We start from the raw sequence: 26,366 nt of genomic DNA, 5'->3' as shown, positions 1-26,366 counted from the left end.
TTGTAGCGCCGGTTCGGGTTTCAATCCGCGCCCGCCATTGCTGGCGGGCGATGCTCCTGGGATTTTTGGGCTACTGCGTCACCTCCTGAGGTTTCAATCCGCGCCCGCCATTGCTGGCGGGCGATGCCAGAGCGAAGCCGACAACCTGGCCGCGTCCATGAAGTTTCAATCCGCGCCCGCCATTGCTGGCGGGCGATGCACCCGTCGTGGCCTGGATGCACGGTGCACAACGGGTTTCAATCCGCGCCCGCCATTGCTGGCGGGCGATGCCTGCTCCGCGCGAACGGAGTGCCGTTTGAGTCCAAGTTTCAATCCGCGCCCGCCATTGCTGGCGGGCGATGCCCGCCGCATTTCACCTGGGCGAACCGGGGAGGAAGGTTTCAATCCGCGCCCGCCATTGCTGGCGGGCGATGCAAGCGATGCATGCAGGGGCGCGGGTACAGCGTCCTGTTTCAATCCGCGCCCGCCATTGCTGGCGGGCGATGCGCCGGCATCGCGCCAGCACCTAACCCCCGGTGTAGTGGTTTCAATCCGCGCCCGCCATTGCTGGCGGGCGATGCTTAATGCCCACGGTGCCACCGGTGCCGCCGGTCGGGTTTCAATCCGCGCCCGCCATTGCTGGCGGGCGATGCTCGCACCTGCGCCGCCGCCGCCGCCGCCGCCAAAGCCGCCAGTTTCAATCCGCGCCCGCCATTGCTGGCGGGCGATGCTGGGGCCCCGCCGCATGTGGGCTGGTGGAAAACGCGTTTCAATCCGCGCCCGCCATTGCTGGCGGGCGATGCCATGATGGCTGCGCAATGCAGCCAAGACGAATATGTTTCAATCCGCGCCCGCCATTGCTGGCGGGCGATGCCCTGGAAGGCGCGACCCTAGACGGCGCGAACCTGGTTTCAATCCGCGCCCGCCATTGCTGGCGGGCGATGCCCGCCGCATTTCACCTGGGCGAACCGGGGAGGAAGGTTTCAATCCGCGCCCGCCATTGCTGGCGGGCGATGCCAGAGAGCGGCACGCTCCTCCCGCGTGGGAAGTCCGTTTCAATCCGCGCCCGCCATTGCTGGCGGGCGATGCGATGCGCGCAGGCTGTCCACCATGGCGGCGGCGGATTGTTTCAATCCGCGCCCGCCATTGCTGGCGGGCGATGCCTGATGTTTTCTGGTCGCGAGCCCATTGGACAGCAGGTTTCAATCCGCGCCCGCCATTGCTGGCGGGCGATGCAAGGCTGGGCAATAAAACCCACTGTGAAGCCTCGGTTTCAATCCGCGCCCGCCATTGCTGGCGGGCGATGCATGGCCGTAGGACTTACTGTGCGGGCTGGGATCGAGTGTTTCAATCCGCGCCCGCCATAGGTGGCTGGTTTCAATCCGCGCCCGCCATTGCTGGCGGGCGATGCGGGAAGAGGCTCTAAACACAACCTACACCGGGACGTTTCAATCCGCGCCCGCCATTGCTGGCGGGCGATGCCGAGCGCGGGGCCGGCGGCCTTGAACTCACAGACGCCGGTTTCAATCCGCGCCCGCCATTGCTGGCGGGCGATGCTCGCGCGCCAATTCGGCGTGCATGAGCGCACCATCGTTTCAATCCGCGCCCGCCATTGCTGGCGGGCGATGCGGCAGTAGAGCCAATTGAGCGCGTCGCCGGGCTCGTTTCAATCCGCGCCCGCCATTGCTGGCGGGCGATGCGGCGCTACAGCACCGGCATGGCAGCGTACCGCTGCGCCGTTTCAATCCGCGCCCGCCATTGCTGGCGGGCGATGCCCGGCGCTTACCCGTACCTTGAGCCGCTGAGCGATGTTTCAATCCGCGCCCGCCATTGCTGGCGGGCGATGCGCTGTACTTACTTCGCGCTGGCCGCTTTGTGGCGTTTCAATCCGCGCCCGCCATTGCTGGCGGGCGATGCTGAGCCGGGGCAACCGCTGGTGCGTAAAGACGTGCTGTTTCAATCCGCGCCCGCCATTGCTGGCGGGCGATGCAGCTTCGCAAGTGGCTGGAGCAACGTGGGCACAAGTTTCAATCCGCGCCCGCCATTGCTGGCGGGCGATGCAATCAAGCGCGGAAATCGCGGACAAGAGGGGGAATGGTTTCAATCCGCGCCCGCCATTGCTGGCGGGCGATGCGGCATTCAACAACGCCAACGACACGCAGTTCACCGTTTCAATCCGCGCCCGCCATTGCTGGCGGGCGATGCGCCGTGCGCCCGCTCAATCGCGCGCGCGAAGGCCTGTTTCAATCCGCGCCCGCCATTGCTGGCGGGCGATGCCGCCAAAGCGCGTGTCCTCGCGCTCCAGGTCGAGGTTTCAATCCGCGCCCGCCATTGCTGGCGGGCGATGCGTAGTCCCGCAGGCTCATTCCGGCGTTGGTGAGTTGTTTCAATCCGCGCCCGCCATTGCTGGCGGGCGATGCGATCAGCAGCGGCCGATGGCGCTCGAACTCCTGCGTTTCAATCCGCGCCCGCCATTGCTGGCGGGCGATGCCAGCGCCAGCACTGCCCAACTTTTCCAGTCCTGCCGTTTCAATCCGCGCCCGCCATTGCTGGCGGGCGATGCCAGCGCGTACCTTGCAGCAGAGGCGCTGGGCAAATTGTTTCAATCCGCGCCCGCCATTGCTGGCGGGCGATGCAGTATGACCTTCGAGATTCTGACCCTGGCGCAAGGTTTCAATCCGCGCCCGCCATTGCTGGCGGGCGATGCTGCCGCGTTCGTCGTTGAGGGTGCCCTTGATGGGGTTTCAATCCGCGCCCGCCATTGCTGGCGGGCGATGCGTGCTCACCGTGGGCCAGGCCTTCACCCAGCTCAAGTTTCAATCCGCGCCCGCCATTGCTGGCGGGCGATGCCAATACAAGGTGGTGCGCATGGTAGCTGCGCTTAATGTTTCAATCCGCGCCCGCCATTGCTGGCGGGCGATGCCGCTGCGCTGCTGCCATGCGGGCCGGTCAGTCGGAGTTTCAATCCGCGCCCGCCATTGCTGGCGGGCGATGCGGTCGCTCTTGAGGTAGGCGGTCTCGACGCGCGAGTTTCAATCCGCGCCCGCCATTGCTGGCGGGCGATGCTGGGCAAGTTCGGCCGCCTGTCGCTGGCACCCGAGTTTCAATCCGCGCCCGCCATTGCTGGCGGGCGATGCCTGACGTGCGATTGACGCGGGAGGCGTGGCCGGTGTTTCAATCCGCGCCCGCCATTGCTGGCGGGCGATGCGCCAAAACCCATGCATTGACTGCGGCAACCCAACGTTTCAATCCGCGCCCGCCATTGCTGGCGGGCGATGCGGCCGCCGCCTGAACTTGTGCGTTAGACCTCACTGTTTCAATCCGCGCCCGCCATTGCTGGCGGGCGATGCATGGCTCAATCCTTTCCGGGCACTTGCCGGCCAGTTTCAATCCGCGCCCGCCATTGCTGGCGGGCGATGCGCCAGCGTTTCGCCTGTCAGCTTGTCCAACAGCTTGTTTCAATCCGCGCCCGCCATTGCTGGCGGGCGATGCGGCCGATCTGCATGCGCAGGTCAAGGCCACGCGGGTGTTTCAATCCGCGCCCGCCATTGCTGGCGGGCGATGCCGCGACTTTCTCGCCCGCTGGGAGGGCATCGACCTGTTTCAATCCGCGCCCGCCATTGCTGGCGGGCGATGCGGTTAATTGACGGGTTAGGACTGATTTTTAAGAGGTTTCAATCCGCGCCCGCCATTGCTGGCGGGCGATGCCATGCTGGCCTCCTTTGATGCCGATGCTATGCGTGTTTCAATCCGCGCCCGCCATTGCTGGCGGGCGATGCGCTTCACTACCAACGCCTTGCCAGTCCTGTACTTTTTCCTGTTCTCGCGCGAACGTCTGTTCGACCATTCCACTGGTCAAACAGACTTATGCGAGCAAGGAGGAAAAGCATAGAACGACAACGACTTATGAAGCGTGCGAACCTGTTCGACGCAACGCCATCACTCCAGGTTCGCGACGCGCACGATAGCACGGCCCCTTGCCCTACAGCACCAACGGCCCATCAAAATCCACCGCCTTGAAGCTGCCGTGCTCCAGCACCTCGAACCCCCGGGTTTGCGGCATTCGGTACAGGCGCAGGCAGTCTTGATCGGGATTGATTTCCGCCAGCAAGCGCCGCTCCAGAGTCTCAAACTGCGCCACATCCACCTGGCATTCAAAGACCGACTTTTGCACCCGCTGTCCGGTGCTCTCACACACCTTGGCGACGCGGCGCAGGCGGCGGCGGCCGGCGCTGGTTTCGGTATTCACGTCGTAGCAGACCAGTACCAGCATGGCGCCTCCTTTTACTTGGGAACGAAAGGCAGGTAGGGCATGGTGTCGTCGCGCAGGGCGCGTGCCAAGAGCCGCGCTTGCACCAGCGGCACCAGGCCCAGGGGCAGGCTTTGCGCCAGCAGCGGGTGGGTAATTTCGTCTTTCTTGCGCTCTTGGTAGGCCACCACCACCGCCTTACGCGCGTCGCCCTGCAGCGCCACGCCGCCGCCTTCGCGCAGGTCGAAATCATCCGCCTGCACCTGCCCCCGGTTGATGAGGGTGAGCGCCAGGCGGTCGGCCCAGGGGCGAAACTCTTCCATCAAGTCCAGCGCCAGCGCGGCGCGGCCGGGGCGCAGGGCGTGCAAGAAGCCGACTTGCGGATCGAGGCCTGCGGCCTCCAGGGCGCTGCGGCAGTCGTTCATCCACATGGCGTACAAAAACGACAGCAAGGCATTGAATCGATCGCGCGGCGGGCGGCGGGTGCGGCCATCCATGGTGAAGTGCTCGCGCAGGTCGGCACGCACCAAGAGCGGCAGGCCGCTGAAGTACTGGCGCGCGGCCTCGCCTTCGACGCCGCGCACGGCGTCCAGCGCGGCGGCTTCGGGCAGGGCGCGCAGGCTGGCGGCCAGGTCGTCGGCGCGCCGGGTCAGTACGGCGGCTTCTGCTTCGCTCTTGGCCTCGCGCGCACCGCGCTGCAAAACCTGGCGGGTGTTCTTGATCTTGCCGGCGACAAAGCTGCGTGCCATGTCCAGGGTGAAGGCCGCATCCGCGCCGCGCGCAAACTGCGCCTGGCGCAAGAGCACGTTGCCGCTCACAGCGCCTTCGAGCCGCGCCTTGAAGCGGCCGTTGGAGTCCAACAGCACCAGGGCGATGCCCTCGTCAGCCAAGCGGTGCATGAGCGGCGCGGACAGCCCAACATGGCCAAAGCAGACCACGGCGGTGAGGTGGTGCAGCGGCACACGCAGGCGCGTTTCGCGTTCGACCTCGATGCGCAGGGTGTCGTTGTCCAGGCGCAGCCAGGCGTCGGGCAGGGTGACGTAGAGAGTGTTGAGCAGTTGCATGGCGGGCAAAGGGCTTCAGGCCTCGGGGTCGAACAGGCTGCGCCGAGCGGCGGCCAGCAGCGTGGTCGTGGCCTGTGGCTGGCAGCGCTCTTGCAGCGAGCAGCCTTTGCAGCGCTGCTGCGCGGCGTCGCCCGTCAGGGGTGGCGGCAAACGCCCGCTGGTCAGCATCTGGCGCACGGCCTGGGCGGTGCTTGCAACTGCCTGGCGCAGCGCTGCGGTGATGGGCACCACGCGGCGGCGGCGCGAGCTGGCGTAGTACAACGCGCCCTCAGCCACGGGTTTGCCGGTCATGAACTCCAGGCACAACGCCTGCGCGGCCAGTTGCAGGTCGTCGCAGGCGGCGATGGCCGGCGCCTTGTGGCGGCTGCCGTGTTTGTATTCCACGGGGTAGGGTGTGCCATCGGGCAAAAACTCCACCACGTCCGATTTGCCCATCAACCCCAGCGCGTCATGCCACAGCGGCAGGGCCCGCTCCACGCGCACGCCCTTGGCGCTTTGCACGCCGGGCTTGTCCACCCGCGCGTGCTCAGCATGACCGCGCAGGGTGTGCAGGTTGTCATCAAACGCCTGCTCCAGATGGATCAGGCCGCATTGGCGCGGGCAATAGACCCAGTGCTGCAGGGCGGAGAGGGTGATGGGCTCCAATTCGGCTGTATCTGGCGTGGACATTGCGCGAGCAGCTATGGTTTTTTTCGTGGCGTGCGCACCGACTTCGCCTTTGGGGCGGGTAGCTCAGGCATGGCAGTGGGCGCCTGCGGCGGCAGGTAGTTGGCGCCCGTCACCACGGGCTGGCCGGTCTGTGCTTCAAGCTGCTGGCGTGCCTGGCGGGCGATGCGGCCACCGGCGTGCGCCGCGCCCTGGTTCTCTTGCAGGCCGGTGGCGTCTTGCGCAGAGGCGATCTGGCGCGTGGACAGCTCGGCCAGGGCGGTGAAGATGAGCTCGGCCTCGCTCATGTGGTCGCGCAGGTTCTGGCTTTTCAAGCCCTTCTTGGCCTTGTGCTGCGCCACCGACAGGCCCGCCCATTCCTGGTGGATGAGGTTGGTGAGCAGGGCAAATTCCTGCCCCGGTGCGATGCCGTGCTCGGCCCAGTAGTCGGTGAGCTTGTTGCGCGTCTCCTGCCCGGTCATGCGCTGCTGAATCCACTTGTCGCTGCGGCCCAGCTGCTGCCAGGTCTGGCGGGCGCGGTCGAGTGCCTGCGTCGGGTCGGCGATCTCCTGCATGCGCTCGTAACCCACCTTGGCCAGCCACAGCTTGATGGGCTCTGCCTTGGGGCTGGGGATGGATTGCACCAGGCGCAACAGGCTCTCGGCGGTGGCGCAGTCGGTCAGGCGCTGTTTGCCGTCGGCGGCGGGGAGCTTCAACTGGTGACAAGCTGTCACCAGTTCACTGCCCTCCTTGGCAAGGCGGCTTTTGAGCTGGTTCCAGTACTTGCGGGCAATGAGGGCATCGGGTTGCTGCGTCAGCACCTGAACGACATCCATCACGGAAAACCACCAGGTGTCCGTCGCCTCGTCATACAGCCGACGGATGGCGTGGCCGTCGAATTGGGTGGGCAGGATTTTCATCGCAGCCCCCTTCAGCAAATGCGGCGCAGCGTGACCCCCGGCGCAGCCTGCACTTGCGCCCCCACATCCAAACCCTGCCCGTCAAACGCCACGCTGTAAGCGCCAAAGCTGCGCGCCACCTGCCCGGCCTCGCGCGGCGTGACCGTCAGGCGCTCGAACAGCGCGTGCGCTGGGGCGTTGCCCAGTTCGCTGTCGTGCGCAAACACGTACAGCCCGCGGGTGGCCATCTGCCCACGGGCGGCGCTGCGGTCGTGCTCGAACATTTGCGCCAGGGCCTGCCACAGCAGTTCCAGATCGTCCGCACCAAAGCCGGTCTGTTTGGCCAGGAAGGATGAGACAAAGCCGTGCGCCACATACACGCCGTAGGGCACGGTGTGCTTGCGGCCCATGGTGCGGTTGTCGCCCTGCTGTTTTTCGGCCTCGGCCTCGGTGGCCACGGCCATGCGGGTAATGGAATGCTCCAGCGCCACGATGGGCTCGACCGAGCGGGCAAAGGTCAGCTGCACCGGGCCGCGCACCTGGCCACAATTGGGCGCAGATTTCAGAGACATCACCGCGCCAAAAGTACGAATATCAAAAAATCGTTCGCACATCCAATCTCTTCCCAACGCTACTTCTTGCGCCTTGGGTTTTCTTGCCTTCACTCCTTTCAGGCAAGAATCAAGAAAGCTCTTTACTTCTTTAGTTGGATTGGTCTCTTTTAATGCTGATTTAATTGTTTTTACGTCCGCATCGGCCGCAACAATCAGTACCGAATTTTCTTCATCATCCTCCCCTAGCTCTAACCCATCAGGCAGAGCAATATCTTCCAATAACCCAATAAGGTTCGTAGGAATCTTGGTGCGAGACTCTTCGCCCAATTGGATATCTAAGGCAGCAAAAGCCTCCTTGTGCGCAAGCCCCAATATGGCCTTTTCTTTGACGTAAATATCGAATGGACTTTGGTATTTTTTTGCCAAAGCGACAAAATTGCGCACCTTGCGCTTGAGCGCCACATCAGTCACCAGGCCGTGGCCGGTTTCGGCATCCAGGCGCGGCATATTGCCCGCATCGGGGTCGCCGTTGGGGTTGCCGTCTTGCACGTCAAAAATCAGAACGAAGTCGTAGCGTTGCGTGAGGCTCATGCCAAATCTCCTGCGGGGTTGTTGTTAGAGGTGGTGTCGGGGGTGTTGTCTGCGGCGGGTTTCTTGGTGAACAAGTCCTGGCGCTGGTGGTAGTAGCCCAGGGCAAAGCGACCCTGGTCGGGCAGGGCCAGGTGGGCGGGAAAGTCGGCCACGGGGGACAGCACCTCGCCCAACAGTTTTTCAAACCACTGGGCGCGGCCGGGGTTGAGCTTTTTCAGGTGCGCGTTCTTCAAGCGCAGCAGTGTGGTGAACACTGCCACTGGTGTGCTGGAGGCCGCACCGTAATAGCGGTCGCGGATGGTGGCGTTGAGCCCTGGGCTGGCTTCTTCCTGCGCCTTTTCCAGCACGGCAAAGAGCCGCCCCAGCCGGTAGGCGGGATGGGTGTTGTCGGGGTCGAGCATGGGCAAAAACTCCTTTTCTTCACGAGGATGCAAACGAATTTGGCGGTTCAGGCAGGCTTTGATGGCAGCAAGCTGCGCATACATCCGCTGCTGTTGGACATAAGGCTCAATCCCGTGATCGGCACGCAGGCGTCCTACGGCGGCGTTGAGCCACAAACGTGGATAGGGTGCGTTTTCGCCATCCAGCACGGCATCGACGATGGCACCGCCCAAAATCGGAGGCAGTCGCTCTAGATCGCCATATTTTTGGCTGCTGGTTGCCAGGCACACCGCTTGCAGCAAGCGCTTCAAGCTGAGGTATTGCGAGTCATTCGGCCCGCGCACCAGTTCCAGGTCTGTGAAGTGCTGGGCGATGCGCTGACCCAAATCGCGCAGCGGCAGGCAGTGGTAGAAGCGCACGCTGATACGCGCGGCGTTGGGCGCCAGGCCCAGCACATGAAAGCGCGTATCGCCCTCGGGGCCGGCGAGTTTGCCGCTGTGGATGGCACTCAGCAAAGCATGGACGGCTTCAGTTTGATTGGGGTCGTCCTTGAAAACATCACCGAAGATGGTTTCGAACGGGTCTTGTTTCTCTGCCCAAAACACGGTGGACGCATCGCCCACCTGGATGCGCTGGGGCGAGCCTTTGCGCAGCAGATGGTTCAGGGCCGTGGTGTAGGCAAAAGACGCTTGCACGCTGACCGGTGCGTTTTCACCCTGGCGCTCGTGCTTCCCATAGGACTCGAAAGACCGTGCGTTGAACGCGATGATGTTGCATCCTGCCGCCTGCCCGCCCCAGACCTCCTTGATGACGGATTCATTCAAGGCGATGGGGACATTAACCCTGCCTGAAACCAAACAATTTCCACGTACACCGCCGCTTGAAGCCGCTCCCGCAAAAACGGCTTCAAATGCATGGCGAACGGATTGGCGCTCATGCACCCCTTCGATATCGCCTTGCAGTTGGAAGATAAGCACCGGGTCTCTTTTTTCAAAATCTTCCGTACAACCAAAACGCTCAAGCAAAGAGGCAACGGCATTGGGCTGTTGTTGTAACCCAGTGCAAAACTGTTGCACAGCTTGTACCCCGGGGTCTTCGAGTTCGCCCAACCAGGTCTGAATGGTTTCGATGAAGCTGGCGAGCTTGATGTCCCCCTTGTTACCTGTACCAAGAACAAAGCTGGCGTTATCCCAGAGCAGGTTGGCATCTTTGCCGCTGTTGGTGTGTTTCATCGCCTGCTTGCCAATCGCGGTGACCAAGCGCTCGGCGGGAATTAATTTTCCTTTTTGCTTATCGCCAAGCGCATTCAGCGCGACACAATCACCCTGGGTATTGAGCACCAGTGCGTAGTCCACCCCTCGGCGTATCCAGCCTTCACGCGGCAGATCGTCGCAGCGGTCGTAGTACTCATGAAGCGCTTGCAAAATCATCCGCGTGTCTCCGAAAAAGCGGGCACCTGCACTCGGCCTGATTCCAGCTTGGCATCGAAGAAGCGCGGCTGGGGATCTGAGGGGTTGCTGAAATCCAGGTCGTGCAGCATCCAGCCCAAGGAGCGGGTTTCATCAATCGGCGGCGGCTGGGGCGTATCTGACTCGACCAACACAAACTCAGCGGCAAACTCGCGGCAGCCCAGATAGGGCTGGTTCACGCACTGACCTTTGCGGGCGCGGCGGGCGAACATTTCGGCGTATTTGATGAGCGGATCGGTGCTGCGCTCGGTCAGCTCCAAGTCGGCATGGATGCGGTAAGCCACGTCGCGTAGCAGCAGGCTAGTGTAGTGTTCGATTCTTGATTGAACTTAAAAAGTCGGCTGGTATCCCATGCTCAACTGGAGCTTGAAAGGGAGCCAATCCATGCGAGTTGCGCCAAAGATCGAATTGACGGATGAAGAGCGTGCGGCGTTGACGAAGCTTTGGCGCTCGGGCCTGACGAGCGTACGTCTGGCGCAGCGCGCACGCATCATCTTGCTGGCAGACCAGGGCCTGAACAACAAGAATATTGCCGCGCAACTGGGCATCGGTCGCATGCAGCCGGCGCGCTGGCGCGAGCGCTACCTGCAAGGCGGCATCAAGGCTATCGAGCGCGACTTGCCACGCGGCGCGCCGCCGGTAAAGGTGGACGTGGCCCAGCTGGTGCAGTTGACAACCCAGAGCAGCCCCGAAGCGATCACGCACTGGAGCACACGCAAGATGGGCACGCTGCTGGGCGTCAGCGCCAGCACCGTGATGCGCCATTGGCATGCGCACGGGCTCAAGCCGCATCTGGTGCACAGCTTCAAGGTCTCGCGTGACCCCCAGTTTGCCCAGAAGCTCGAAGACATCGTGGGCTTGTACATGTCCCCGCCTGAGCATGCCCTGGTGCTGTGCTGCGACGAGAAGAGCCAGGTGCAGGCGCTCGATCGCACGCAGCCGGGACTGCCCCTGAAGAAGGGGCGTGCGCAGACGATGACGCACGACTACAAGCGCCACGGCACGACCACATTGTTTGCGGCGCTCAACGTGCTCGATGGCCAAGTCATCAGCCAATGCCAGCAGCGCCACACCCATGTGCAGTGGTTGAAGTTCCTCAAGCAGATCGACCGCGAGACACCCAAGGACAAAACGCTGCACCTGATCGCCGACAACTACGCCACGCACAAGCACCCGGTGGTGCAGGACTGGCTGGCCAAGCACCCGCGCTTTCACATGCACTTCACGCCGACCTCGGCGTCGTGGCTGAACATGGTCGAGCGTTTCTTTCGTGACCTGACCACAGAACGGCTGCGCCGCGGCGTATTCACCAGCGTGCCGCAGCTGGTGGCCGCCATTGATGAATACGTGGCACATCACAATACCAACCCCAAACCGTTCATCTGGACCAAGAGCGCCCGCGACATCCTGCAGAAGGTCATTCGGGCCAATAGCCGATTAAGCTCCAAACAGAATGGAACACTACACTAGCTCGTTGTGTATGGTCGTCTTCAATGTCAATGCCAAGTTGCCCACTTCCGGACTGCATGGCTCGAACAACCGAAGGCATCAACACCTTCGACTTGACCTCATTGCGCCGCAAATTCATCCAGCGGATGGGCCGCAACACCTCAATGCACTGCACACGCCAGCGAATTTGCGGCTTCCACAAGATGGACTCGAACACGGCGCGTGCGGCCGACGGCGTCATGACCTCGTAGGACACGCGCTCGACCTTCATCTCCGGGCGGGTGAAGCAGGCCAAGGGGCCTGCGACTTCAAGGCAAAAGCGAGAGGGCATGGAACTCCTTCACAAGGCAAAGCCGCTGGGGTTGTAGAGCCTGTCGTCAGCCACCAGCCCCAGAATATTACTGTACAAATTATCAGTATTTTGCAGCGCGTACAGGCCGGGCATGGCCAGCGTCACGTCGCCACGCGCCAGCATGGCGTTGGCCTCGCGCTGCGGGATGCTGACCGTGTAGCGCTGCAGCTTGCGCATCAGCCAGCGCTGCGGGCCTTCAGTGGCCAAGATGCCCAGCAGCTTTTCGATCTCATCGTGCTGCGCGGCATAGCGCACGACCACGCTGGCGCTGTCCTGGTCGTCAATCAGCCGAAAGGCCTCGGCGGCGCTGCGAAACTGCACGGCCAGCGTGGCAGGGTTGACCTTGAGCTTGTCCACGATGGCGTGCGCATCCAGCGCCTGGGTGTAATAAAACTCGCGGAAATAGCGCTCGAACAGCGGCCGCGCCAAGGGGTCTTCAGCCTGCCCCTGCAACGTGCTCACGCAGGCCTGCGCCGCTTTCAGCAAAGCGCCCTTGGGCGGCGGCTCGGGCGGAACGAAGACCACCACGCGGCCCTTGTCCTCCAGCAGCCCCTCGCGGTTACAGCGGCCTGCCGCCTGGGCGATGGAATCGAGCCCCGCGAGGGCGCGATAGACCACGGGAAAGTCCATGTCCACCCCGGCCTCGACCAGCTGGGTGCTGACCACGCGCAGCGGCTGCTGGTCGCGGCCTTCGCGCTTGGCCCGCAGCCGCTGCTTGATCTGCGCGATGACGGCTTGGCGGTGCGCGCCGCACATCAGCGCCGACAGGTGCAGCGTGCCCGGTGGCATCAGGCCGTGCAGGGTGCGCGCGGCCTTGCGCGTACTGACGATGGCCAGAACGCAGTCCTCAGCAGTGAGCTGTGCTGCGACATCCTCCCAGGGCGTAGGCGCATTCCAGTCTGGCGGCAGCTGCACGCGCACACGGTTCAGGGCGGCAAAGAGGGCGTCGGGGTCGGCGATGATCTCGCGCACATTCTTCAAGTCGCGCAGGTTCTTGCTGGTATCGAAATACGCGGTGCTGGCCAGGGCCGGTTGCGTGGCGGTGCACAGCAGCACCGTCACGCCATAGTGCGCCACCAGCAGATTGATCACATCCAGAATCGGCTGCAAGAAAGCGGGCGGCAGCTGCTGCGCCTCATCCAAAATGATGACGCTGCCGGCGATGCGGTGCAGCTTGCGGCAGCGCGAGGTTTTGGCGGCAAACAGAGACTCGAACAGCTGCACATTGGTGGTGACGATGAGCGGCGCGTCCCAGTTCTCGCAGGCCAGGCGGCTGCGCGCCGTTTCCTGCTGCGGGTCGGATTCGGCCTGGCTGTGGTGCTCGACCAGCACTTCATCGCCCAGCGCAGCAAACACGCCGCGAAACACGTCTGCCGTCTGCTCGATGATGCTGGTGTAGGGGATGGCGTAGATCACGCGCCGCTGGCCATGCTGCTGGGCGTGCTCCAGCGCAAAGGCCAGGCTGGACAACGTCTTGCCACCGCCCGTGGGCACGGTGAGCGAGAAGAAGCCAGGCGCTAAAGCCGCTCGGGCGCAGCACTGGCGCAGGATGTCGGCGCGCAGGGCGTTGACGGGGGTGGCGCGTACCGGCAGCGCGGCCATCCAGGCATCGAACGCCTGGTGCATTTGGGTGAGCGTGGGAAAGCCGCTGCGCCGCGCGGGCCTGCCCGCGTCGAAATGCGCCTCGGTGTCGAGGAAGTCGGCATCCACCAGGCAAGAGAACAGCATCCGCACCCACAGCGCAAAGCCTTCTTTGCCACCGGGGATGGCTTTCAGGTCTGGCACGAAATCGCCCGCATCCAGGATGGCCTGCGGCGGCTGCGCATCCAACGCATCCTGCAATTCCTGCGCGCTATCGGCATTGCCCAGGCGCACCGCCAGGTCGCCCTCCCAGTCCGCCAGCCCGGCGTGGTGGCCGGCAATCAGGTAGGCCAGCACGCGCGCAGCCAACTTGCCCGGCGCGCCGTGCTGTTGCTCCAGCTGTTGCATCGCCCAAAGCGCCCCGGCTGCGGAATGCGTCTTCTCGCGCCCGGCCACGCGGTGCTCGATATGAGCGTTCTCGCCTTCGCCAGCCTGGCGCACATAGCGCTGAAATCCGGGACGGTACTTGCCCAGGTCGTGCCATTGACCCGCGATTGCTGCCCAGCGGGCAGACCGCCCGTCACCATCCAATGTCTCGGCCAATTCGGCGGCCGCACCAGCCACCGCCTGTAAATGGTCTTCCAGCAAATGCCCACCCGAATGGGCCCAAGGTTCTGCCATTGCGCTCCCTCCCGCACCGTCCCGTCACGGCGAATGTGGTGGAAGCTTAGCCCGCCAGTCGGCTCACCCGCCCCCCAGCGCCTCCCAATCCTCCTGCCACTGCCGCCGCTGCGCGCTGCGCTGTGCGTGCAGCCCGGCGGGCTTCTTGATGACCAGTTTGTAGGGCGAGCCCTGCTTGACGGTGTCGCAGCTCAGGGGGGTGCCCGTGCGCCGCAGCATTTCCTGCACATGGCTGCGGCGGGCCTCGGCCATGGGCAGGGTCAGGCTGTGGCCGTCGGGGGCCTGGGCCCAGGCGATGACGGCCTGGCAGTCCTTGCAGCGGCAGGTCCATTCAAGGCCTTGCAGGCAATGGTCGTCGGCGGGCGGTTGCGGTGTGTGCAGGGCCTGCGCCAGCGCCTGCAGCACCGCGGCGCGCAGGCCTTGCAGGTCGGGCAGGTCGGCCGCCTGGGGCGGGAAGGCCTGCAGCAGCTGGCGCAGCCGCAGCAGGGGGTACAGCCCGGCATGCATGTGCACATGGCCGGCCAGCCGCGCCCAGCGCTTGGCCCGGTCGCTGGCGTGGGCCAGCGCCTGGGCCAGCTCGGCCGTGTACTGGGCGCGCCAGCGCCAGGCGCTGTTGCGCTCGGCCGGGGTCTGGGTGGCCTGCTCGCGGTCGCGTGCGATGCGCAGGGCCAGGCATTGCGCCAGCAGCTGGTCGAGCAGCACGGCGGGCAGGCCGGCGGCCTCACAGGCCTGCACGAACACGGGCAGTTGCCGGGGCCAAGGCGGCCGCTCTTCGGACTGGTACCAGCGCCCGCGGTAGCGGAGCGTGGCCGTCCAGGATTCGTGGATCTCGGCCAGCGCCAGGTGCATGACCAGGCCCAGCTCCTGCGCCGCACTGCGCAGCGCCGCCACGCGCGCACGATCCAGCCCCTTGAGCAGTTGCCAGCGCAGGCCATGCTCGGTGTATTCATGGTCGAGCAGGAACACCCAGGGCTGGGTGCTGGGCTCGCCCTCGGGAAAGCATTGCTCGCGCAGCGCCCGCACCAGGGCCGGCGCGGCCGCTGCCTCGCCTTGCCGCATGCGGGCCGGCACCACCAGGTCGAAGCTCAGCACCACGCGCCAGCCCTCCTGCACCGGCAGCACCTCGTGCTGACAGTCGGCATAAAAGGCGCACCAGCGCAGGCTGTCCACCTGCAGGTGCTGTGACTGCAGCCTGCCCTCGTCGGCACCATGCACCACGCGCAGCGCGCCGCCGATATGCGCCGACGGCCACACCAGCACCAGGGTGGCGACCATGCCGGGGTGCTTTTCGGTGTCCTGGTGCGGCTTGAAGAACTGGCCCGGCCCGTATATCAGCAGGTTGTGCAGGTGGGCTTGCACCTCGTCCAGCCCCAGGGCCAGCGCCACATCAGCCAGCAGGCCTTGCAGGGCGCCCTCGGCCCAGTGCAGCGCGAGCGCGGCGGGGGCGATTTCGCCGGTGTCGCGCACCTGGGTGTCGAGCAGCGTGGCCTCGCGCCGGCCGTGCAGGGCCGGCTGGCTGGCGGCATGCAGCCGCGCGCCCTACTCTGGCAGCACGGGCTGGGACAATGCGCCAACGCCCTGCACCTGCACCGACAGCGCATCCAGCGGCAGCTGGCCCTGGGCCATGAAGCGCGCCTGATCCCCGGCGCCGGCCTGGCCCGACTGTGCCGACGCGCCGTCGGCGGCAAGCCGCGTCAAGGCCTGCAGGATGGGGGACAGGTCTGGGTCGGGCGATGGCATGGGCGTCCTTGTACTGGGTTGCAATGTGCGGCCATTTTGCGTGATCAGCCCGCCCGTTCTTTGCAACAAAATGGCATTTCCGCCATGCACAACAAGCGCCTACAGCTATATTTTTAGTAGTTCCATGAAATCCCCCCAAGACCTGGCCCAGCAGCTCGCCCACCAATGGCAGCGCGCCGATTGGCGCGAGCGCCAGCTGCTGCCCGGCCCCGGCGCCTGGCCCGTGCGGCTGGCCATTGGCGCGCCCAGCGCGGCGCAGTTTGCGCAGGGCGGCGCGGACTTGCGCGCCCACCTGCAGGCCTGGCGCGCCATACAGGCTGAAGGCCCAGGCCAGGTGCAATGGCAGGATCGCCGCTACCAGAGCGCGGCCGCGCCGCTGGCCGTGCCCACGCATTGGCTGCTGGGCCGGCCGTCCGAGGCGATCGCCGCCATGGCCCGGCATGCGGGCGGCGCGGGCCGGGCGGCCCAGGCCGACTACCAGGCGCTGCAAGCCGTGCTGGGTGCGGTCGATGGGCAGTTTCACCCGCTGCTGCTGCGCCGCCTGGCGCTGTGGCGCGCGGGGCCAGTAGATGAGGTGATCACCGCCGCGCGCATGGCGCTGCAGCTCGCGCCCGGCTGCGCCCAGGGCCGGCCGCTGCGCGCCCTGGCCGTAGCGGGCAACGACAGCAAGTTTTTCGAGCGCCACGCGGCCCTGCTCACCGCCCTGCTCGACCTGCGCTTTGACGGCGCCGCCGGCCGCGCGGGCCTTGCCGCCTTTCTGGATGCCAGCGCCGACGACGAGCATTGGCTGCTGGTCGCGCCCCTGGCCCCCGGCCTGCTGCCCTTCGCGCGCCAGCGCGTGCCGGCCAGCGAGCTGCAGGCCACGCCCCTGCCCGCCGCCCACATCCTGCTAGTGGAGAACGAACGCTGTCTGCACCTGCTGCCCCGGCCGCTGGCGGGCACCATCGCCATCCTGGGCGCGGGGCGCAACCTGGCCTGGCTGGCCGCGCCCTGGCTGCAGGCGCGCCGCGTGGCCTATTGGGGCGACATAGACACCTGGGGCCTGGCCATGCTGGCCGGCGCGCGCGGCCATCTGCCGCATCTGCAGGCGCTGCTGATGGACCGGGCCACGCTGGAGGCGCACCCTGACCGCGCCGTGGCCGAGCCGCAGCCGGCACCAGAACCCGGCCCCGGCGCCCTGCTGGCACAGGAGCTGGCGCTGGACGCACGTCTGCGCGGCCTGGCGCGTGGCCGCTTGGAGCAGGAGTTTCTGAACCCCGCCCGCGTGGCGCAGGCGCTGACGGGCTGGGCTGCCTAAAATCACGCCCCTAACGGCCCAGCGGCCCACCGTGCAGCGCTGCGCGCCGCCGCCTTCCTTTCCGCCTCCCATGCCCCCCTTGACCATCCGAGCGGCCACCCCGGCCGACATCCCCGTCATCCTGCACTTCGTGCGCGCGCTGGCCTTGTATGAAAAGGCCGAGCACGAGGTGCTGGCCACGCCCGATCATGTGCAGCGCACGCTGTTCTGCAACCAGCCCAAGGTGTTCGGTTTGATCTGCGAACAGGGTGATACGCCCGTGGGCTTTGCCGTGTATTTCTTCAACTATTCCACCTGGCAGGGCCGCCACGGGTTGTACCTGGAGGATCTGTACGTCGCGCCCGAGCACCGCGGTCAAGGAGCCGGCATGGCGCTGCTGCAGCACCTGGCGCAGATCGCCGTGGCCCAGGACTGCGGCCGCTTTGAATGGAGCGTGCTGGACTGGAACACGCCCTCCATCGCCCTCTACGACAGCCTGGGCGCCCGGCCGCAGAGCGAGTGGATACGCTACCGCCTGACGGGCGCCGAGCTGCAGGCGCTGGCCGATGGCGCCCGGCCCCAAACGCCATGAGATCGCCCATCGCCATCGTTGACGTGGACCGCCCGGACAGCTGGACGCGCTACCGCGCCGGCCTGTGCGCCAGCTGCGCCGCCAACTGCTGCACCATGCCGCTGGAGGTGCAGCTCTCCGACCTGGTGCGCCTGGGCCTGGTGGACGCCTTCGAAGCCGAGCACGAGGACCCCAAGCGCATCGCCAAGCGGCTGCAGAAGGCGCGCCTGATAGACCACTTCAACCACAAGCACCTGCTGTTCACGCTGGCGCGGCGCGCCGATGGCGACTGCCAGTACCTGGACGCCAGGACCCGGCTGTGCACGGTGTACGAGCAGCGCCCAGAGACCTGCCGCCTGCACCCGCAGAAGAAAAGCCCCAAGCCGGGCTGGTGCCCCTACGGCCGCAAGGCATAGCGGCAGGGGCAACCCTGCCGCGGGGGCGGCCGTACCATAGGGCCACCACCTGAACGGGCCCGCCATGTACATCCCAGAACACTTCGCCGAATCACGCCTGGACGAGTTGCACCGCATCATGCGCGCCCATCCGCTGGCCATGCTGTGCACGTCGGGCCCGCAGGGGCTGGACGCCAACCACCTGCCCTTTCTGCTCGACGCCGACAGCGGCCCGCACGGCCGCCTGATAGGCCATGTGGCGCGCGCCAATCCGCTGTGGCAGAGCGTGGCGCCCGACAGCGAGGTGCTGGTGGTGTTTCGCGGCGCCGAGGGCTATGTCTCGCCCAACTGGTACCCGAGCAAACACGAGACGCACCGCGCCGTGCCCACCTGGAATTACGAGGTCGTGCACGCCCACGGCACGCTCACCATCCATGACGACGTGAAGCATGTGCGCTCGGTGGTGGCGCGCCTGACGCATGCGCACGAGGCCGGCGAACCGCATCCCTGGAAGATGGGCGACGCGCCGCCCGATTACCTGGCCGACATGCTGCGCGCCATCGTCGGCATCGAGGTACACATCACGCACCTGGAGGGCAAGCGCAAGCTGAGCCAGAACCGCGGCACGGCGGATCGCAGCGGCGTCATGGCCGCGCTGCACGAACGCGATCACCGGGCGTTGGCCCAGGCCATGCAGCAGACCGGCTAGTACAGCATGCACACAGCACGCAAGGCCCTACCCGCCATAGACCCCGGCCGCTGCACCGGCTGCGGCTGGTGCGTGGCCGTGTGCGCGCCGCATGTGCTGTCGCTGCAGGTGCAGGGCGAATCCGGCTGGGGGCCCAAGCGCTCCACGCTGCACGACGCCGATGGCTGCACCGGCTGCGCGCTGTGCGCGCTGCGCTGCCCGTTCGACGCGATTCGCATGGTGCGCGTGAGCAAGCCCAAGGCGGGCGCTTGATCAGACCGTCTCGCGCCGATGGAACCCGGGCGCGGACTCTTCATCGATGGCCATTTCCTCGACCTGCACCCGCTGCACGCGCGCCGCTGGCGGGCCGTCGTGCGCCCAGGCGATGAGTGCCTGCACGGCCTCTGCCGGCCCGCTGGCCAGGGCCTCCACCGTGCCATCCAGGCGGTTGCGCACCCAGCCCCGCACACCCAGGCGAGAGGCGGCCTCGATCATGGATTGACGGTAATACACCCCCTGCACCTGGCCATGGATGCGCAGCAGGCGGGTGATGGTGAGGGTGGGGGCAGCGGTCATGCACGGACTGTAGCGCCCTGCCCATCGGCTTGCCGGCCACCATGTCGCACACGCCATGTCACTACAACCAAAATGGCTTGCAGCGCTTATGGATAAAGCGCCATCAGCTATCAATATAAAAGCAACAAGAGCGTAATCACGCGCTGCGCTACACTGCGCCCCATGTCATTGCACCTCGCACGCACCAGCACCAGCGCCCATTTGGCGCCGGCCGGCGCGAGCGCACGCATGATTAGCACCATGACCACCGCGGTTGCCTAGCGCACGCGCAGGGTGGCCGCAAAGGCGGCCCCCTGGTGTCTCATTCCCCCTCCGAACGAAACCCAGCCCCGGCCGCTGGGTTTTTTTGTTTTGGCTCTCGCAGCCTTGTTTGGAGATTGACCATGTTTGCAGATTCCCGGCTCAGCCCCTTGCCCCATGTGCCCGCGCGCGCGCCGGCCATGCCCCCTGCCCTGCGCGTGGGCCTGATTGGCATGGGCACCGTGGGCACCGGGGTCTGGCGCGTGTTGCGGCGCAACCAGGCACTGATCGCGGCGCGCTCCGGGCGGGCCGTGGAGATCGTCGCCGTGGCCACGCGCACCCCGGCGCGGGCGGCGGCCGCGCAGGCCGAGGCGCCCGGCCTGCGCCTGCTGGACGACCCGCTGCGGCTGGCCGCCGACCCCGGCGTGGACGTGCTGCTGGAGCTGGCCGGCGGCAGCGCCGCGCGCGACTGGGTGCTGGCCGCGCTGGCCCAAGGCAAGCATGTGGTCACGGCCAACAAGGCCCTGCTGGCCGAGCATGGCGAGCAGCTGGCGCAGGCCGCCGTACGCCATGGCCGGGTGCTGGCCTACGAGGCCGCCGTGGCCGGCGCGGTACCCGTCATCAAGGCGCTGCGCGAGGGCCTGGCGGGCAACCGCATCGACGCCCTGGCCGGCGTGCTCAACGGCACCAGCAACTACATCCTGACGCGCATGCAGGCGGCGGGCCTGGACTTTGCCACCGCCCTGGCCGAGGCCCAGGCCCTGGGCTACGCCGAGGCCGACCCGAGCCTGGACGTGGACGGGACGGACGCCGCACACAAGCTGACCCTGCTGGCGGCGAACGCCTTCGGCCTGCCCCCGGCGCTGGACGCCGTGCATGTCGAAGGCCTGCGCGACCTGCAACCGGGCGACATGGCCGCAGCCGCGCAGCTGGGCTACGTCGTCAAGCTGCTGGCGATCGCCAGGCGCGGCGCGCAGGGCATGGAGCTGCGCGTGCACCCGGCCCTGGTGCCGGCGCAGCATGCCCTGGCCCGGCTGGATGGGGCCAGCAACGGCCTGCTGGTGCGCGCCGACGCCGCGGGCGAGGCCTTCTTCAGTGGCGCCGGCGCAGGCGGCGAGCCCACGGCCTCGGCCGTGCTCGCCGACCTGGTGGATCTGGCACGCCACCCCGGCACCGATGGCCGCTGGGGCGGCCCGACCGCCATACCCACCCTGGGCCTACGCGCGGACGCCCCGGCCGCCCCCCTGCCCATGGCCCAGGTGCGCACGCGCCAGCTGCTGCGCCTGCTGCCGGGCAAGACGTTCAACGAGGCCCAGGTGCTGCGCCAACTGGCGCACGCCGGCGTCAAGGTGGAGCGCCGCGCCTGGGGCCCGGCCGAAGCGGCAGGCGCGTCGCCCAGCCTGCTGCTGCTGACCGCGCCCGTCCCGGACGGCCTGGCCGCGCAGGCGGCCGAGCGTCTGCAGGCGCACACGGGCGCCCGGGTGCGGCGTTTGCGCGTGGAGGATTTCGGCGCCCAGCAGTTTGAATGAAAATGGCCTCCAGCGCCCTATACATAGTCGCTAAACGCTATAATTTTTATAGTATTTGATATCCGGCCTGCATGCCGGGATGGCCAGCACGCAAACGCACGATGAAGTCCTGATCCAGCGCGTTCACATCGGGGCAGCCAAGCAGGCCCAGGTTGCGGTCGATCTCCGTGCCCAGGATGTCGATCACACGCGCCACGCCGGCCTGGCCGGCCACGGCCGCGCCATAAAGCATGGCACGCCCCAGAAACACCATGCGCGCGCCCAGGGCCATGGCCTTGAGGATATCGGTGCCACGGCGAAAGCCCCCGTCGATCAGCACCGGAAAGTCGCGCGGCACGGCGGCCAGCACCCGGCCATGGCGTGCGGCGGCCAGATCCTGCTCACAGCGATGGCGGCACATGGCCGTCACGCCCATGGGGGCGATGCCAAACGGGTGGGCATAACTGCGGCCCCACAGCGTGACCCGTTGCGAGCGCTCGGCCACGCCCACCAGCCCCTTGGGGCGAAACTGCACGGCGCGCAGGGCATCGCGGTTGGCCTGCAAGGTCAGGCCATCCTCGGTGCCGCCATTCAGGTAACCGAGCACGGCGCGCGGCAGCAGGGCTTGTGCGCGGCGTTCAAAGTCGGCAACCGACAGCAAGGTGTGCAGCTTCATGACGCGCGATTGTTGCCCGTTTCGGTGCAATGCCCCTGCGGCCGCGGGCAGGCAACGCAATCGACTACCATAACTGGACGAAATCACAGCATCCGGTGCGCCACGGTTGAAGCGCCCGCCCCCATCCATGTCCGCACAAGAATGGGCCGATCAGGCCCTGCAATCCTTTGAGTCGGTGGTTCAGGCCAGCGCCGGCTTTCGCGTGCGCGAGGGCCAGCACCTGATGGCCCGACAGGTGGCCGAGACCTTCGCCCGGGCGCAGCTGGGCAAGCCCGAGGACGATGTCGATGAACCCGAGCGCGCCATCGCCGTCATCCAGGCCGGCACCGGCGTGGGCAAGTCGCTGGCCTACAGCGTGCCGGCGATTGCCATGGCGCTGGCGCGCGGCACGCGGGTATTGATCTCCACGGCCACGGTGGCGCTGCAGGAGCAGCTGGTGCACAAGGATCTGCCGCAGCTTGCGGCGCGCATGGAGCAGCCCTTTGCCTTTGCGCTCGCCAAGGGGCGCGGACGCTATGTCTGCAAGCTGAAGCTGGAGCGCCTGGCCGGCGGCGGCAGCGGCGGCGGCGATGACGATCTGCCCGACGACGACCTGTTCCCCGACGAGGCCGCGCAAGCACGGCACCCGCGCCACGACGCCGAGGCACGCCTGCGCTTCTACGCCAGTCTGGCCGACGCCCTGGCCCAGGGCGGCTGGGACGGCGACCGCGACAGCCTGGACACCCCACCCGAGCCCGAGGTCTGGAGCCCCGTGGCGGCCGAGGCCAGCTCCTGCACCGGCAGACATTGCCCGCTGTTCAACCAGTGCAGCTACTTCGAACGGCGCAAACAGCTGGTGGCGGCCCAGGTCATCGTCGCCAACCATGACCTGCTGCTGTCCTCGATTGGCGCGCGCCTCTTGCCCGAGCTGGACAACTGCCTGCTGGTCATTGACGAGGCGCACCACCTGCCGGCCACGGCGCTCGATCAGTTCGCCTGCGAGATGGATCTGTCGCGCCTGACCTGGCTGGACAAGCTGGCCAGCCGCGCGCTGCGCATAGGCCAGCTGGTGGAGGTGGAAGAGATAGCCGACATCCCCAACCACACCGCACGCCTGCGCGCCGCGCTGCAGGACCTGGCGCGGCTGGTAATGGATGTGTATGGCGAGCAGCTGCGCGCGCCGCTGCCCGGCCGGCGCTCATTCAACTCATCCATGCCCACGCGCGCCCGCGTGAGCGGCGGCCTGCTGCCCGATGCGCTCGTCGGGCCCCTGGGTCAGGCTGCGCACCATGCGGACGGCTTTCTGCAGGCCCTCAGCGCCATCGCCAAGGCGCTCAAGAGCGAGATGCGCGACAAGCCCGACGAGGCGCGCCGCCTGTCCCAGCTGTATGCCCAGATCGGCAGCCTGGCGCCACGGCTGGAGGGCGTGCACGCTTGTGCCCAGTTGCTGCTGCAGGACGCGCCCGAGGGCGCGGTGCCGGCGGCCAAGTGGTTCACGCTGCAGGTCGAGGGCGACTTCATCGTCGTGCGCGCCCACGCCAGCCCGGTGCTGCCCGGCAACACGCTGAAGAACCACCTGTGGTCGGCCGTGCGCGGCGCGGTGCTGACATCGGCCACGCTGACGAGCTGCGGGCATTTCGACTTCTTTTTGCGCGAGTCGGGCCTGCATGGCGACGCCGCCGTGACCATGCTGGCCGTGGCCAGCCCCTTCGACTATGCGCGCCAGGGCCTGCTGGTGGCCACCGAAACACAGGCCGAGCCACGCGACGCCCAGACCTTCACGGCCGAGATGGTGGACGCGCTGCTGTCCGACCTGGCGCTGGTCGAGGCCGGCGCGCTGGTGCTGTTCACCTCGCGCGAGCAGATGCGCCAGGCGGTAGATGCCATGCCGACCGCCATGCGCCCCGTGGTTCTGGTGCAGAACACCCTGCCGCGCCAGCAGCTGCTGGCGCGCCACCGCGAGCGCGTGGCCCAGGGCCTGCCGTCCATCATCTTCGGCATGCAGTCCTTTGGCGAGGGGCTGGACCTGCCGGGCAGCCTGTGCGAATCGCTGTTCATCACCAAACTGCCCTTTGCCCCGCCCGACGACCCGGTGGGCGAGGCGCGCGCCGAATGGCTGCGCGGCGCCGGGCGCGACCCGTTCAGCGAGCTGGTGGTGCCGGCCACCGCCATCCGCCTGGCGCAATGGGTGGGCCGGGCCATCCGCACCGAGGACGACCAGGCCCATGTCTACTGCTACGACAAGCGCCTGGTGCGCACCGGCTATGGCCAGCGCCTGCTGGCCGGGCTGCCGCCGTTTGCGCTGCAGCGGCGACAATCGGCGGCATGAGCCAGCACAGCATTCCACCCTGCCCGCAATGCGGGCTGACCAACACCTACCCCGACGGTACCAGCTACATCTGCCCCGACTGCGCCTTTGAATGGCCCATGCAGGCCGAGGCGGCGCCGGCCGATGCCGAAGACAGCCGCGTGCGCGACGCCAACGGTAACGATCTGGCCGACGGCGACGCCGTGATCCTGGTGAAGGACCTGAAGGTCAAGGGTTCGTCATCGGTGCTCAAGAAGGGCAGCAAGATCAAGGGCATACGCCTGGTGGACGGCGCCGACGGCCACAACGTGGACTGCAAGACCGAGCTGGGCAGCATGCTGCTCAAGTCCGAGTTCCTGAAAAAGGCCTGAACCCCGTGGCCGCACCCATCGCCGTCATCGACTTCGAGACCACCGGCATGGCGCCGGCCCAGGGCGCCCGTGCCACCGAGGTGGCCATCGTGCTCATGGAAGGCGAGCAGGTCGTCGATCGCTTTGACAGCCTGATGCGTACCGGCGTAACCATCCCGCCGTTCATCGAACAGCTCACCGGCATCAGCAATGCCATGTTGGCCACGGCGCCGCCCGCCGAGGCGGTGATGCGCGAGGCGGCGCGCTTTGTAGGCAGCGCGCCCATGGTGGCGCACAACGCTGCGTTTGACAGCAAGTTCTGGCAGTCCGAACTGCAGCACGCCGGCCTGGCCGCGCCCCAGCCCTTTGCCTGCACCGTACTGCTGTCGCGCCGCGTGTTTCCCGACGCGCCCAGCCACAGCCTGGGCCGCATCACCGACCACCTGGGCCTGCCGCGCACCGGCCGCGCCCACCGCGCGCTGGCCGACGCCGAAATGGCCGCCGCCCTGCTGGCACGCATGCAGCGCGAGCTGTGCCAGCGCTTTGGCGTCCCCTGGCCCGATCACGCCCTGCTGATGCAGCTGCAGCGCTGCGCGCGCCAGTCCATCGGCAAGCTGCTGGACAGGCTGTCAACGGGCGCGGCTCACACCTCATAGCTATTGTTTTAATAGCTATTTGCGCTTACCGTACAAGCGATACAGGCCGTTTTTATCTAATTCTTGGCGCCACTCAAACTACTTCCCTCACTGGAGGAAGGTAGCGGCCGAAAGCATAGACAGCGCACCCGCCGCCTGCGGGACATCAGGACACCGCCCGCAGCGCCGCCGCCAGATCGCGCGCGAGGCGCCCCATGTCGCGCAGGCCCAGGGCCGCCAGGTTGATGCGGATCGCCGGGCCACTGCCCAGGCGCAGCGGCGCGCCCGCCTGCACGGCCCAGCCGTGCGCGGCCATGTGCTGCGCCACGGCGGCCTCGTCGGCCACGGGCAGCCATGCATGCAGGCCCTCGCCACGCTCCCAGTCGCCCGCCACGCCGTGGCGGCGCAGCGCCTGGGCCAGCGCCGCACGGCGCGCGGCGTAGCTGCCGGCCATGTGCTGCCAGGAGCCACGCCCCCTGCCCCGGCTGGCCTGGCGCCACAGCTGCGCCACCAGGCCCTGCAGCCAGCGGCTGACGGCACGCGGGCCCAGCGCCTGGTGCGCGCACATGCCCTGCACCAGCCCTGGCGTGCCGCTGACCACGGCCACGCGGCAGTCCGGCCCCAGGCTGCTGGTGACGGACAGCACATGCAGCCACAGCGGCGGCAGCGTGCCGGCCATGGCCAGCGGCGCGGCGCTCAAGGGGCCCCAGTGGTCGTCCAGGATCAGCAGTGTGTGCGGGCAGGCACGCAAGGCGCGGCGCAGCGCCCTCCAGCGCGCCGCCGTCATGGCCACGCCCGTGGGGTGCTGCGCGCGCGGCGTGAGCACCACGGCGGCGCAGTCCCTCAGCACGCCATCGGCCGGCACGCACATGCCCTGCGCATCGACGGCCAGCGCCACCGGCACCAGGCGCAGGCTGTGCAAGAGCGCCAGCAGCGGCGGCCACAGCGGGTCTTCCACACCCACGCGGTCACCGGGACGCGCATGCTGGCGCAGGGCGCGCTCGATGGCGTCGAGCGCGCCCGAGAAACAACCCAGGTCTTCGCCCGGCAGACCCTGGCCCTGCAGCCAGTGCGCGGCCTGAGCCAGCAGCGGTGCATCGCCAGCCACGCCATCCAGGGGTTGGGCCAGCGCCTGCGTCCAGGCCTGGCCACGTAGGCGCGGCAGCAGGGCGGCGTCGACCTGGTCGCCGGCCAGGTCGCGCAGCCCCTCGGGCGCGGCATAGACCGGGGTGGGGGAGGGCGGCGCGCCGGCCACGCGCGTGCCCTTGCGCCCCGCCGTGAGCACGCGGCCGGCGGCGCGCAGCCGCGCATAGGCGGCCGCGACGGTGTTGGGATTCACGCCCAGCTCAACGGCCAGCTGGCGTACCGGGGGCAGGGCAGAGCCGGGTGGCAGGGCGCCGCTGCGCATGGCATGTTCAAGGCTTGTGGCAATGTCTCTGGCATTGCTTCCTTCGACGAACAAAGATGTCATAGGTACATTGTATTGTTTGTACTAGTACGATTTTTTGTACTGCCATGCGCGCGATATGC

Annotated in this window: 24 protein-coding genes and 1 CRISPR repeat array (1 of these 25 only partly in view); of the genes, 10 read left to right on the top strand and 14 right to left on the bottom strand. The window is 67.0% G+C overall.

The window, feature by feature from the left end; genetic code table 11:
* Window positions 1-3,758: a CRISPR direct-repeat array (repeat unit 37 nt; unit sequence GTTTCAATCCGCGCCCGCCATTGCTGGCGGGCGATGC) (it extends 484 nt beyond the left edge of the window).
* Window positions 3,759-3,961: 203 nt separating this feature from the next.
* The 7 genes from cas2 to P4826_RS12965 are packed head-to-tail and all read right to left on the bottom strand — an operon-like array spanning window position 3,962 to window position 10,091.
* A complete protein-coding gene (cas2, locus tag P4826_RS12995; protein ID WP_180549618.1) occupies window positions 3,962-4,252 on the bottom strand; it encodes a CRISPR-associated endonuclease Cas2 in 291 nt (96 codons plus the stop codon).
* Window positions 4,253-4,263: 11 nt separating this feature from the next.
* Window positions 4,264-5,292: a type I-C CRISPR-associated endonuclease Cas1c gene (cas1c, locus tag P4826_RS12990; protein WP_317700796.1), complete on the bottom strand. Its 1,029-nt coding sequence runs from the start codon at window positions 5,290-5,292 to the stop codon at window positions 4,264-4,266.
* Between the two features lie 15 nt (window positions 5,293-5,307).
* Window positions 5,308-5,961 (bottom strand): CRISPR-associated protein Cas4, encoded by a 654-nt coding sequence (cas4, locus tag P4826_RS12985; protein WP_317700795.1) that lies wholly within the window; start codon window positions 5,959-5,961, stop codon window positions 5,308-5,310.
* Window positions 5,962-5,972: 11 nt separating this feature from the next.
* Window positions 5,973-6,857 (bottom strand): BRO family protein, encoded by an 885-nt coding sequence (locus P4826_RS12980; RefSeq protein WP_317700794.1) that lies wholly within the window; start codon window positions 6,855-6,857, stop codon window positions 5,973-5,975.
* An 11-nt stretch (window positions 6,858-6,868) separates the two neighbouring features.
* Window positions 6,869-7,981: a type I-C CRISPR-associated protein Cas7/Csd2 gene (cas7c, locus tag P4826_RS12975; protein ID WP_317700793.1), complete on the bottom strand. Its 1,113-nt coding sequence runs from the start codon at window positions 7,979-7,981 to the stop codon at window positions 6,869-6,871.
* Complete coding sequence (cas8c, locus tag P4826_RS12970) at window positions 7,978-9,792, bottom strand: type I-C CRISPR-associated protein Cas8c/Csd1 (RefSeq protein WP_317700792.1); 1,815 nt, start codon at window positions 9,790-9,792, stop codon at window positions 7,978-7,980. The genes cas7c and cas8c overlap by 4 nt, the downstream gene beginning before the upstream one ends.
* Window positions 9,789-10,091: a type I-E CRISPR-associated protein Cas5/CasD gene (locus tag P4826_RS12965; RefSeq protein ID WP_317700791.1), complete on the bottom strand. Its 303-nt coding sequence runs from the start codon at window positions 10,089-10,091 to the stop codon at window positions 9,789-9,791. Before P4826_RS12965 ends, cas8c begins: the two co-directional genes overlap by 4 nt.
* Before the next feature lie 124 nt (window positions 10,092-10,215).
* Between P4826_RS12965 and P4826_RS12960 the strand changes: the two genes are divergently transcribed.
* Window positions 10,216-11,301: an IS630 family transposase gene (locus P4826_RS12960; RefSeq protein WP_317700424.1), complete on the top strand. Its 1,086-nt coding sequence runs from the start codon at window positions 10,216-10,218 to the stop codon at window positions 11,299-11,301.
* Here the strand turns inward: P4826_RS12960 and cas5c are convergent.
* The 4 genes from cas5c to P4826_RS12940 all read right to left on the bottom strand — a co-directional run bounded on the left by cas5c (window position 11,249) and on the right by P4826_RS12940 (window position 15,634).
* Window positions 11,249-11,611 carry a type I-C CRISPR-associated protein Cas5c gene (gene cas5c, locus P4826_RS12955; RefSeq protein ID WP_317700790.1) on the bottom strand — a complete coding sequence of 121 codons (363 nt, stop codon included), beginning with the start codon at window positions 11,609-11,611 and terminating at the stop codon, window positions 11,249-11,251. The two genes, P4826_RS12960 and cas5c, sit on opposite strands and share 53 nt — an antisense overlap.
* Window positions 11,612-11,620: 9 nt before the next feature.
* Entirely contained in the window at window positions 11,621-13,894 is a 2,274-nt protein-coding gene (locus tag P4826_RS12950) for a CRISPR-associated endonuclease Cas3'' (protein WP_317700789.1), read from the bottom strand.
* A gap of 63 nt (window positions 13,895-13,957) precedes the next feature.
* Window positions 13,958-15,361, bottom strand: a complete 1,404-nt coding sequence (locus P4826_RS12945) for a 2OG-Fe(II) oxygenase (RefSeq protein WP_317700788.1) — start codon at window positions 15,359-15,361, stop codon at window positions 13,958-13,960.
* Between the two features lie 72 nt (window positions 15,362-15,433).
* Window positions 15,434-15,634 carry a hypothetical protein gene (locus tag P4826_RS12940; RefSeq protein WP_317700787.1) on the bottom strand — a complete coding sequence of 67 codons (201 nt, stop codon included), beginning with the start codon at window positions 15,632-15,634 and terminating at the stop codon, window positions 15,434-15,436.
* A 124-nt stretch (window positions 15,635-15,758) separates the two neighbouring features.
* Here P4826_RS12940 and P4826_RS12935 point away from each other — a divergent pair, with 124 nt between their 5' ends.
* The 5 genes from P4826_RS12935 to P4826_RS12915 all read left to right on the top strand — a co-directional run bounded on the left by P4826_RS12935 (window position 15,759) and on the right by P4826_RS12915 (window position 18,837).
* The gene (locus P4826_RS12935) at window positions 15,759-16,931 is read left to right on the top strand and encodes a Wadjet anti-phage system protein JetD domain-containing protein (RefSeq protein WP_317700786.1); all 1,173 of its coding nucleotides are present in this window, start codon (window positions 15,759-15,761) and stop codon (window positions 16,929-16,931) included.
* Between the two features lie 70 nt (window positions 16,932-17,001).
* The gene (locus P4826_RS12930) at window positions 17,002-17,502 is read left to right on the top strand and encodes a GNAT family N-acetyltransferase (protein WP_317700785.1); all 501 of its coding nucleotides are present in this window, start codon (window positions 17,002-17,004) and stop codon (window positions 17,500-17,502) included.
* On the top strand, window positions 17,499-17,897 hold the full coding sequence (locus P4826_RS12925; RefSeq protein WP_317700784.1) for a YkgJ family cysteine cluster protein: 399 nt from the start codon (window positions 17,499-17,501) through the stop codon (window positions 17,895-17,897). The genes P4826_RS12930 and P4826_RS12925 overlap by 4 nt, the downstream gene beginning before the upstream one ends.
* 64 nt (window positions 17,898-17,961) lie before the next feature.
* Window positions 17,962-18,585: an FMN-binding negative transcriptional regulator gene (locus tag P4826_RS12920; protein ID WP_317700783.1), complete on the top strand. Its 624-nt coding sequence runs from the start codon at window positions 17,962-17,964 to the stop codon at window positions 18,583-18,585.
* A gap of 6 nt (window positions 18,586-18,591) precedes the next feature.
* On the top strand, window positions 18,592-18,837 hold the full coding sequence (locus P4826_RS12915) for an ATP-binding protein (RefSeq protein ID WP_317700782.1): 246 nt from the start codon (window positions 18,592-18,594) through the stop codon (window positions 18,835-18,837).
* On the opposite strand, the gene P4826_RS12910 is transcribed toward P4826_RS12915, so the two are convergent.
* On the bottom strand, window positions 18,838-19,140 hold the full coding sequence (locus tag P4826_RS12910; protein ID WP_317700781.1) for an acylphosphatase: 303 nt from the start codon (window positions 19,138-19,140) through the stop codon (window positions 18,838-18,840).
* A 383-nt stretch (window positions 19,141-19,523) separates the two neighbouring features.
* On the opposite strand from P4826_RS12910, the gene P4826_RS12905 reads away from it, so the two are divergent.
* Window positions 19,524-20,909, top strand: a complete 1,386-nt coding sequence (locus P4826_RS12905; protein ID WP_317700780.1) for a homoserine dehydrogenase — start codon at window positions 19,524-19,526, stop codon at window positions 20,907-20,909.
* Window positions 20,910-20,955: 46 nt separating this feature from the next.
* Here P4826_RS12905 and P4826_RS12900 read toward each other — a convergent pair whose 3' ends face one another.
* Entirely contained in the window at window positions 20,956-21,564 is a 609-nt protein-coding gene (locus P4826_RS12900; protein WP_317700779.1) for an alpha-hydroxy-acid oxidizing protein, read from the bottom strand.
* Between the two features lie 127 nt (window positions 21,565-21,691).
* Here P4826_RS12900 and dinG point away from each other — a divergent pair, with 127 nt between their 5' ends.
* Genes dinG through P4826_RS12885 form a run of 3 tightly spaced genes read left to right on the top strand, consistent with a single transcriptional unit; the run spans window position 21,692 to window position 24,857 of the window.
* Window positions 21,692-23,872 carry an ATP-dependent DNA helicase DinG gene (gene dinG, locus P4826_RS12895; protein WP_317700778.1) on the top strand — a complete coding sequence of 727 codons (2,181 nt, stop codon included), beginning with the start codon at window positions 21,692-21,694 and terminating at the stop codon, window positions 23,870-23,872.
* Complete coding sequence (locus P4826_RS12890) at window positions 23,869-24,222, top strand: zinc ribbon domain-containing protein YjdM (protein WP_317700777.1); 354 nt, start codon at window positions 23,869-23,871, stop codon at window positions 24,220-24,222. The genes dinG and P4826_RS12890 overlap by 4 nt, the downstream gene beginning before the upstream one ends.
* 5 nt (window positions 24,223-24,227) lie before the next feature.
* Window positions 24,228-24,857: a 3'-5' exonuclease gene (locus tag P4826_RS12885; RefSeq protein ID WP_317700776.1), complete on the top strand. Its 630-nt coding sequence runs from the start codon at window positions 24,228-24,230 to the stop codon at window positions 24,855-24,857.
* 145 nt (window positions 24,858-25,002) lie between these two features.
* On the opposite strand, the gene P4826_RS12880 is transcribed toward P4826_RS12885, so the two are convergent.
* A complete protein-coding gene (locus P4826_RS12880) occupies window positions 25,003-26,307 on the bottom strand; it encodes an aminotransferase class I/II-fold pyridoxal phosphate-dependent enzyme (RefSeq protein ID WP_317700775.1) in 1,305 nt (434 codons plus the stop codon).
* Window positions 26,308-26,366: the final 59 nt, after the last annotated feature.

Origin of the sequence: Diaphorobacter limosus, from assembly GCF_033100095.1 — a bacterium.
Taxonomy (GTDB): domain Bacteria; phylum Pseudomonadota; class Gammaproteobacteria; order Burkholderiales; family Burkholderiaceae_C; genus Alicycliphilus; species Alicycliphilus limosus.
This window is presented reverse-complemented; position numbering and strand designations above follow the sequence as displayed.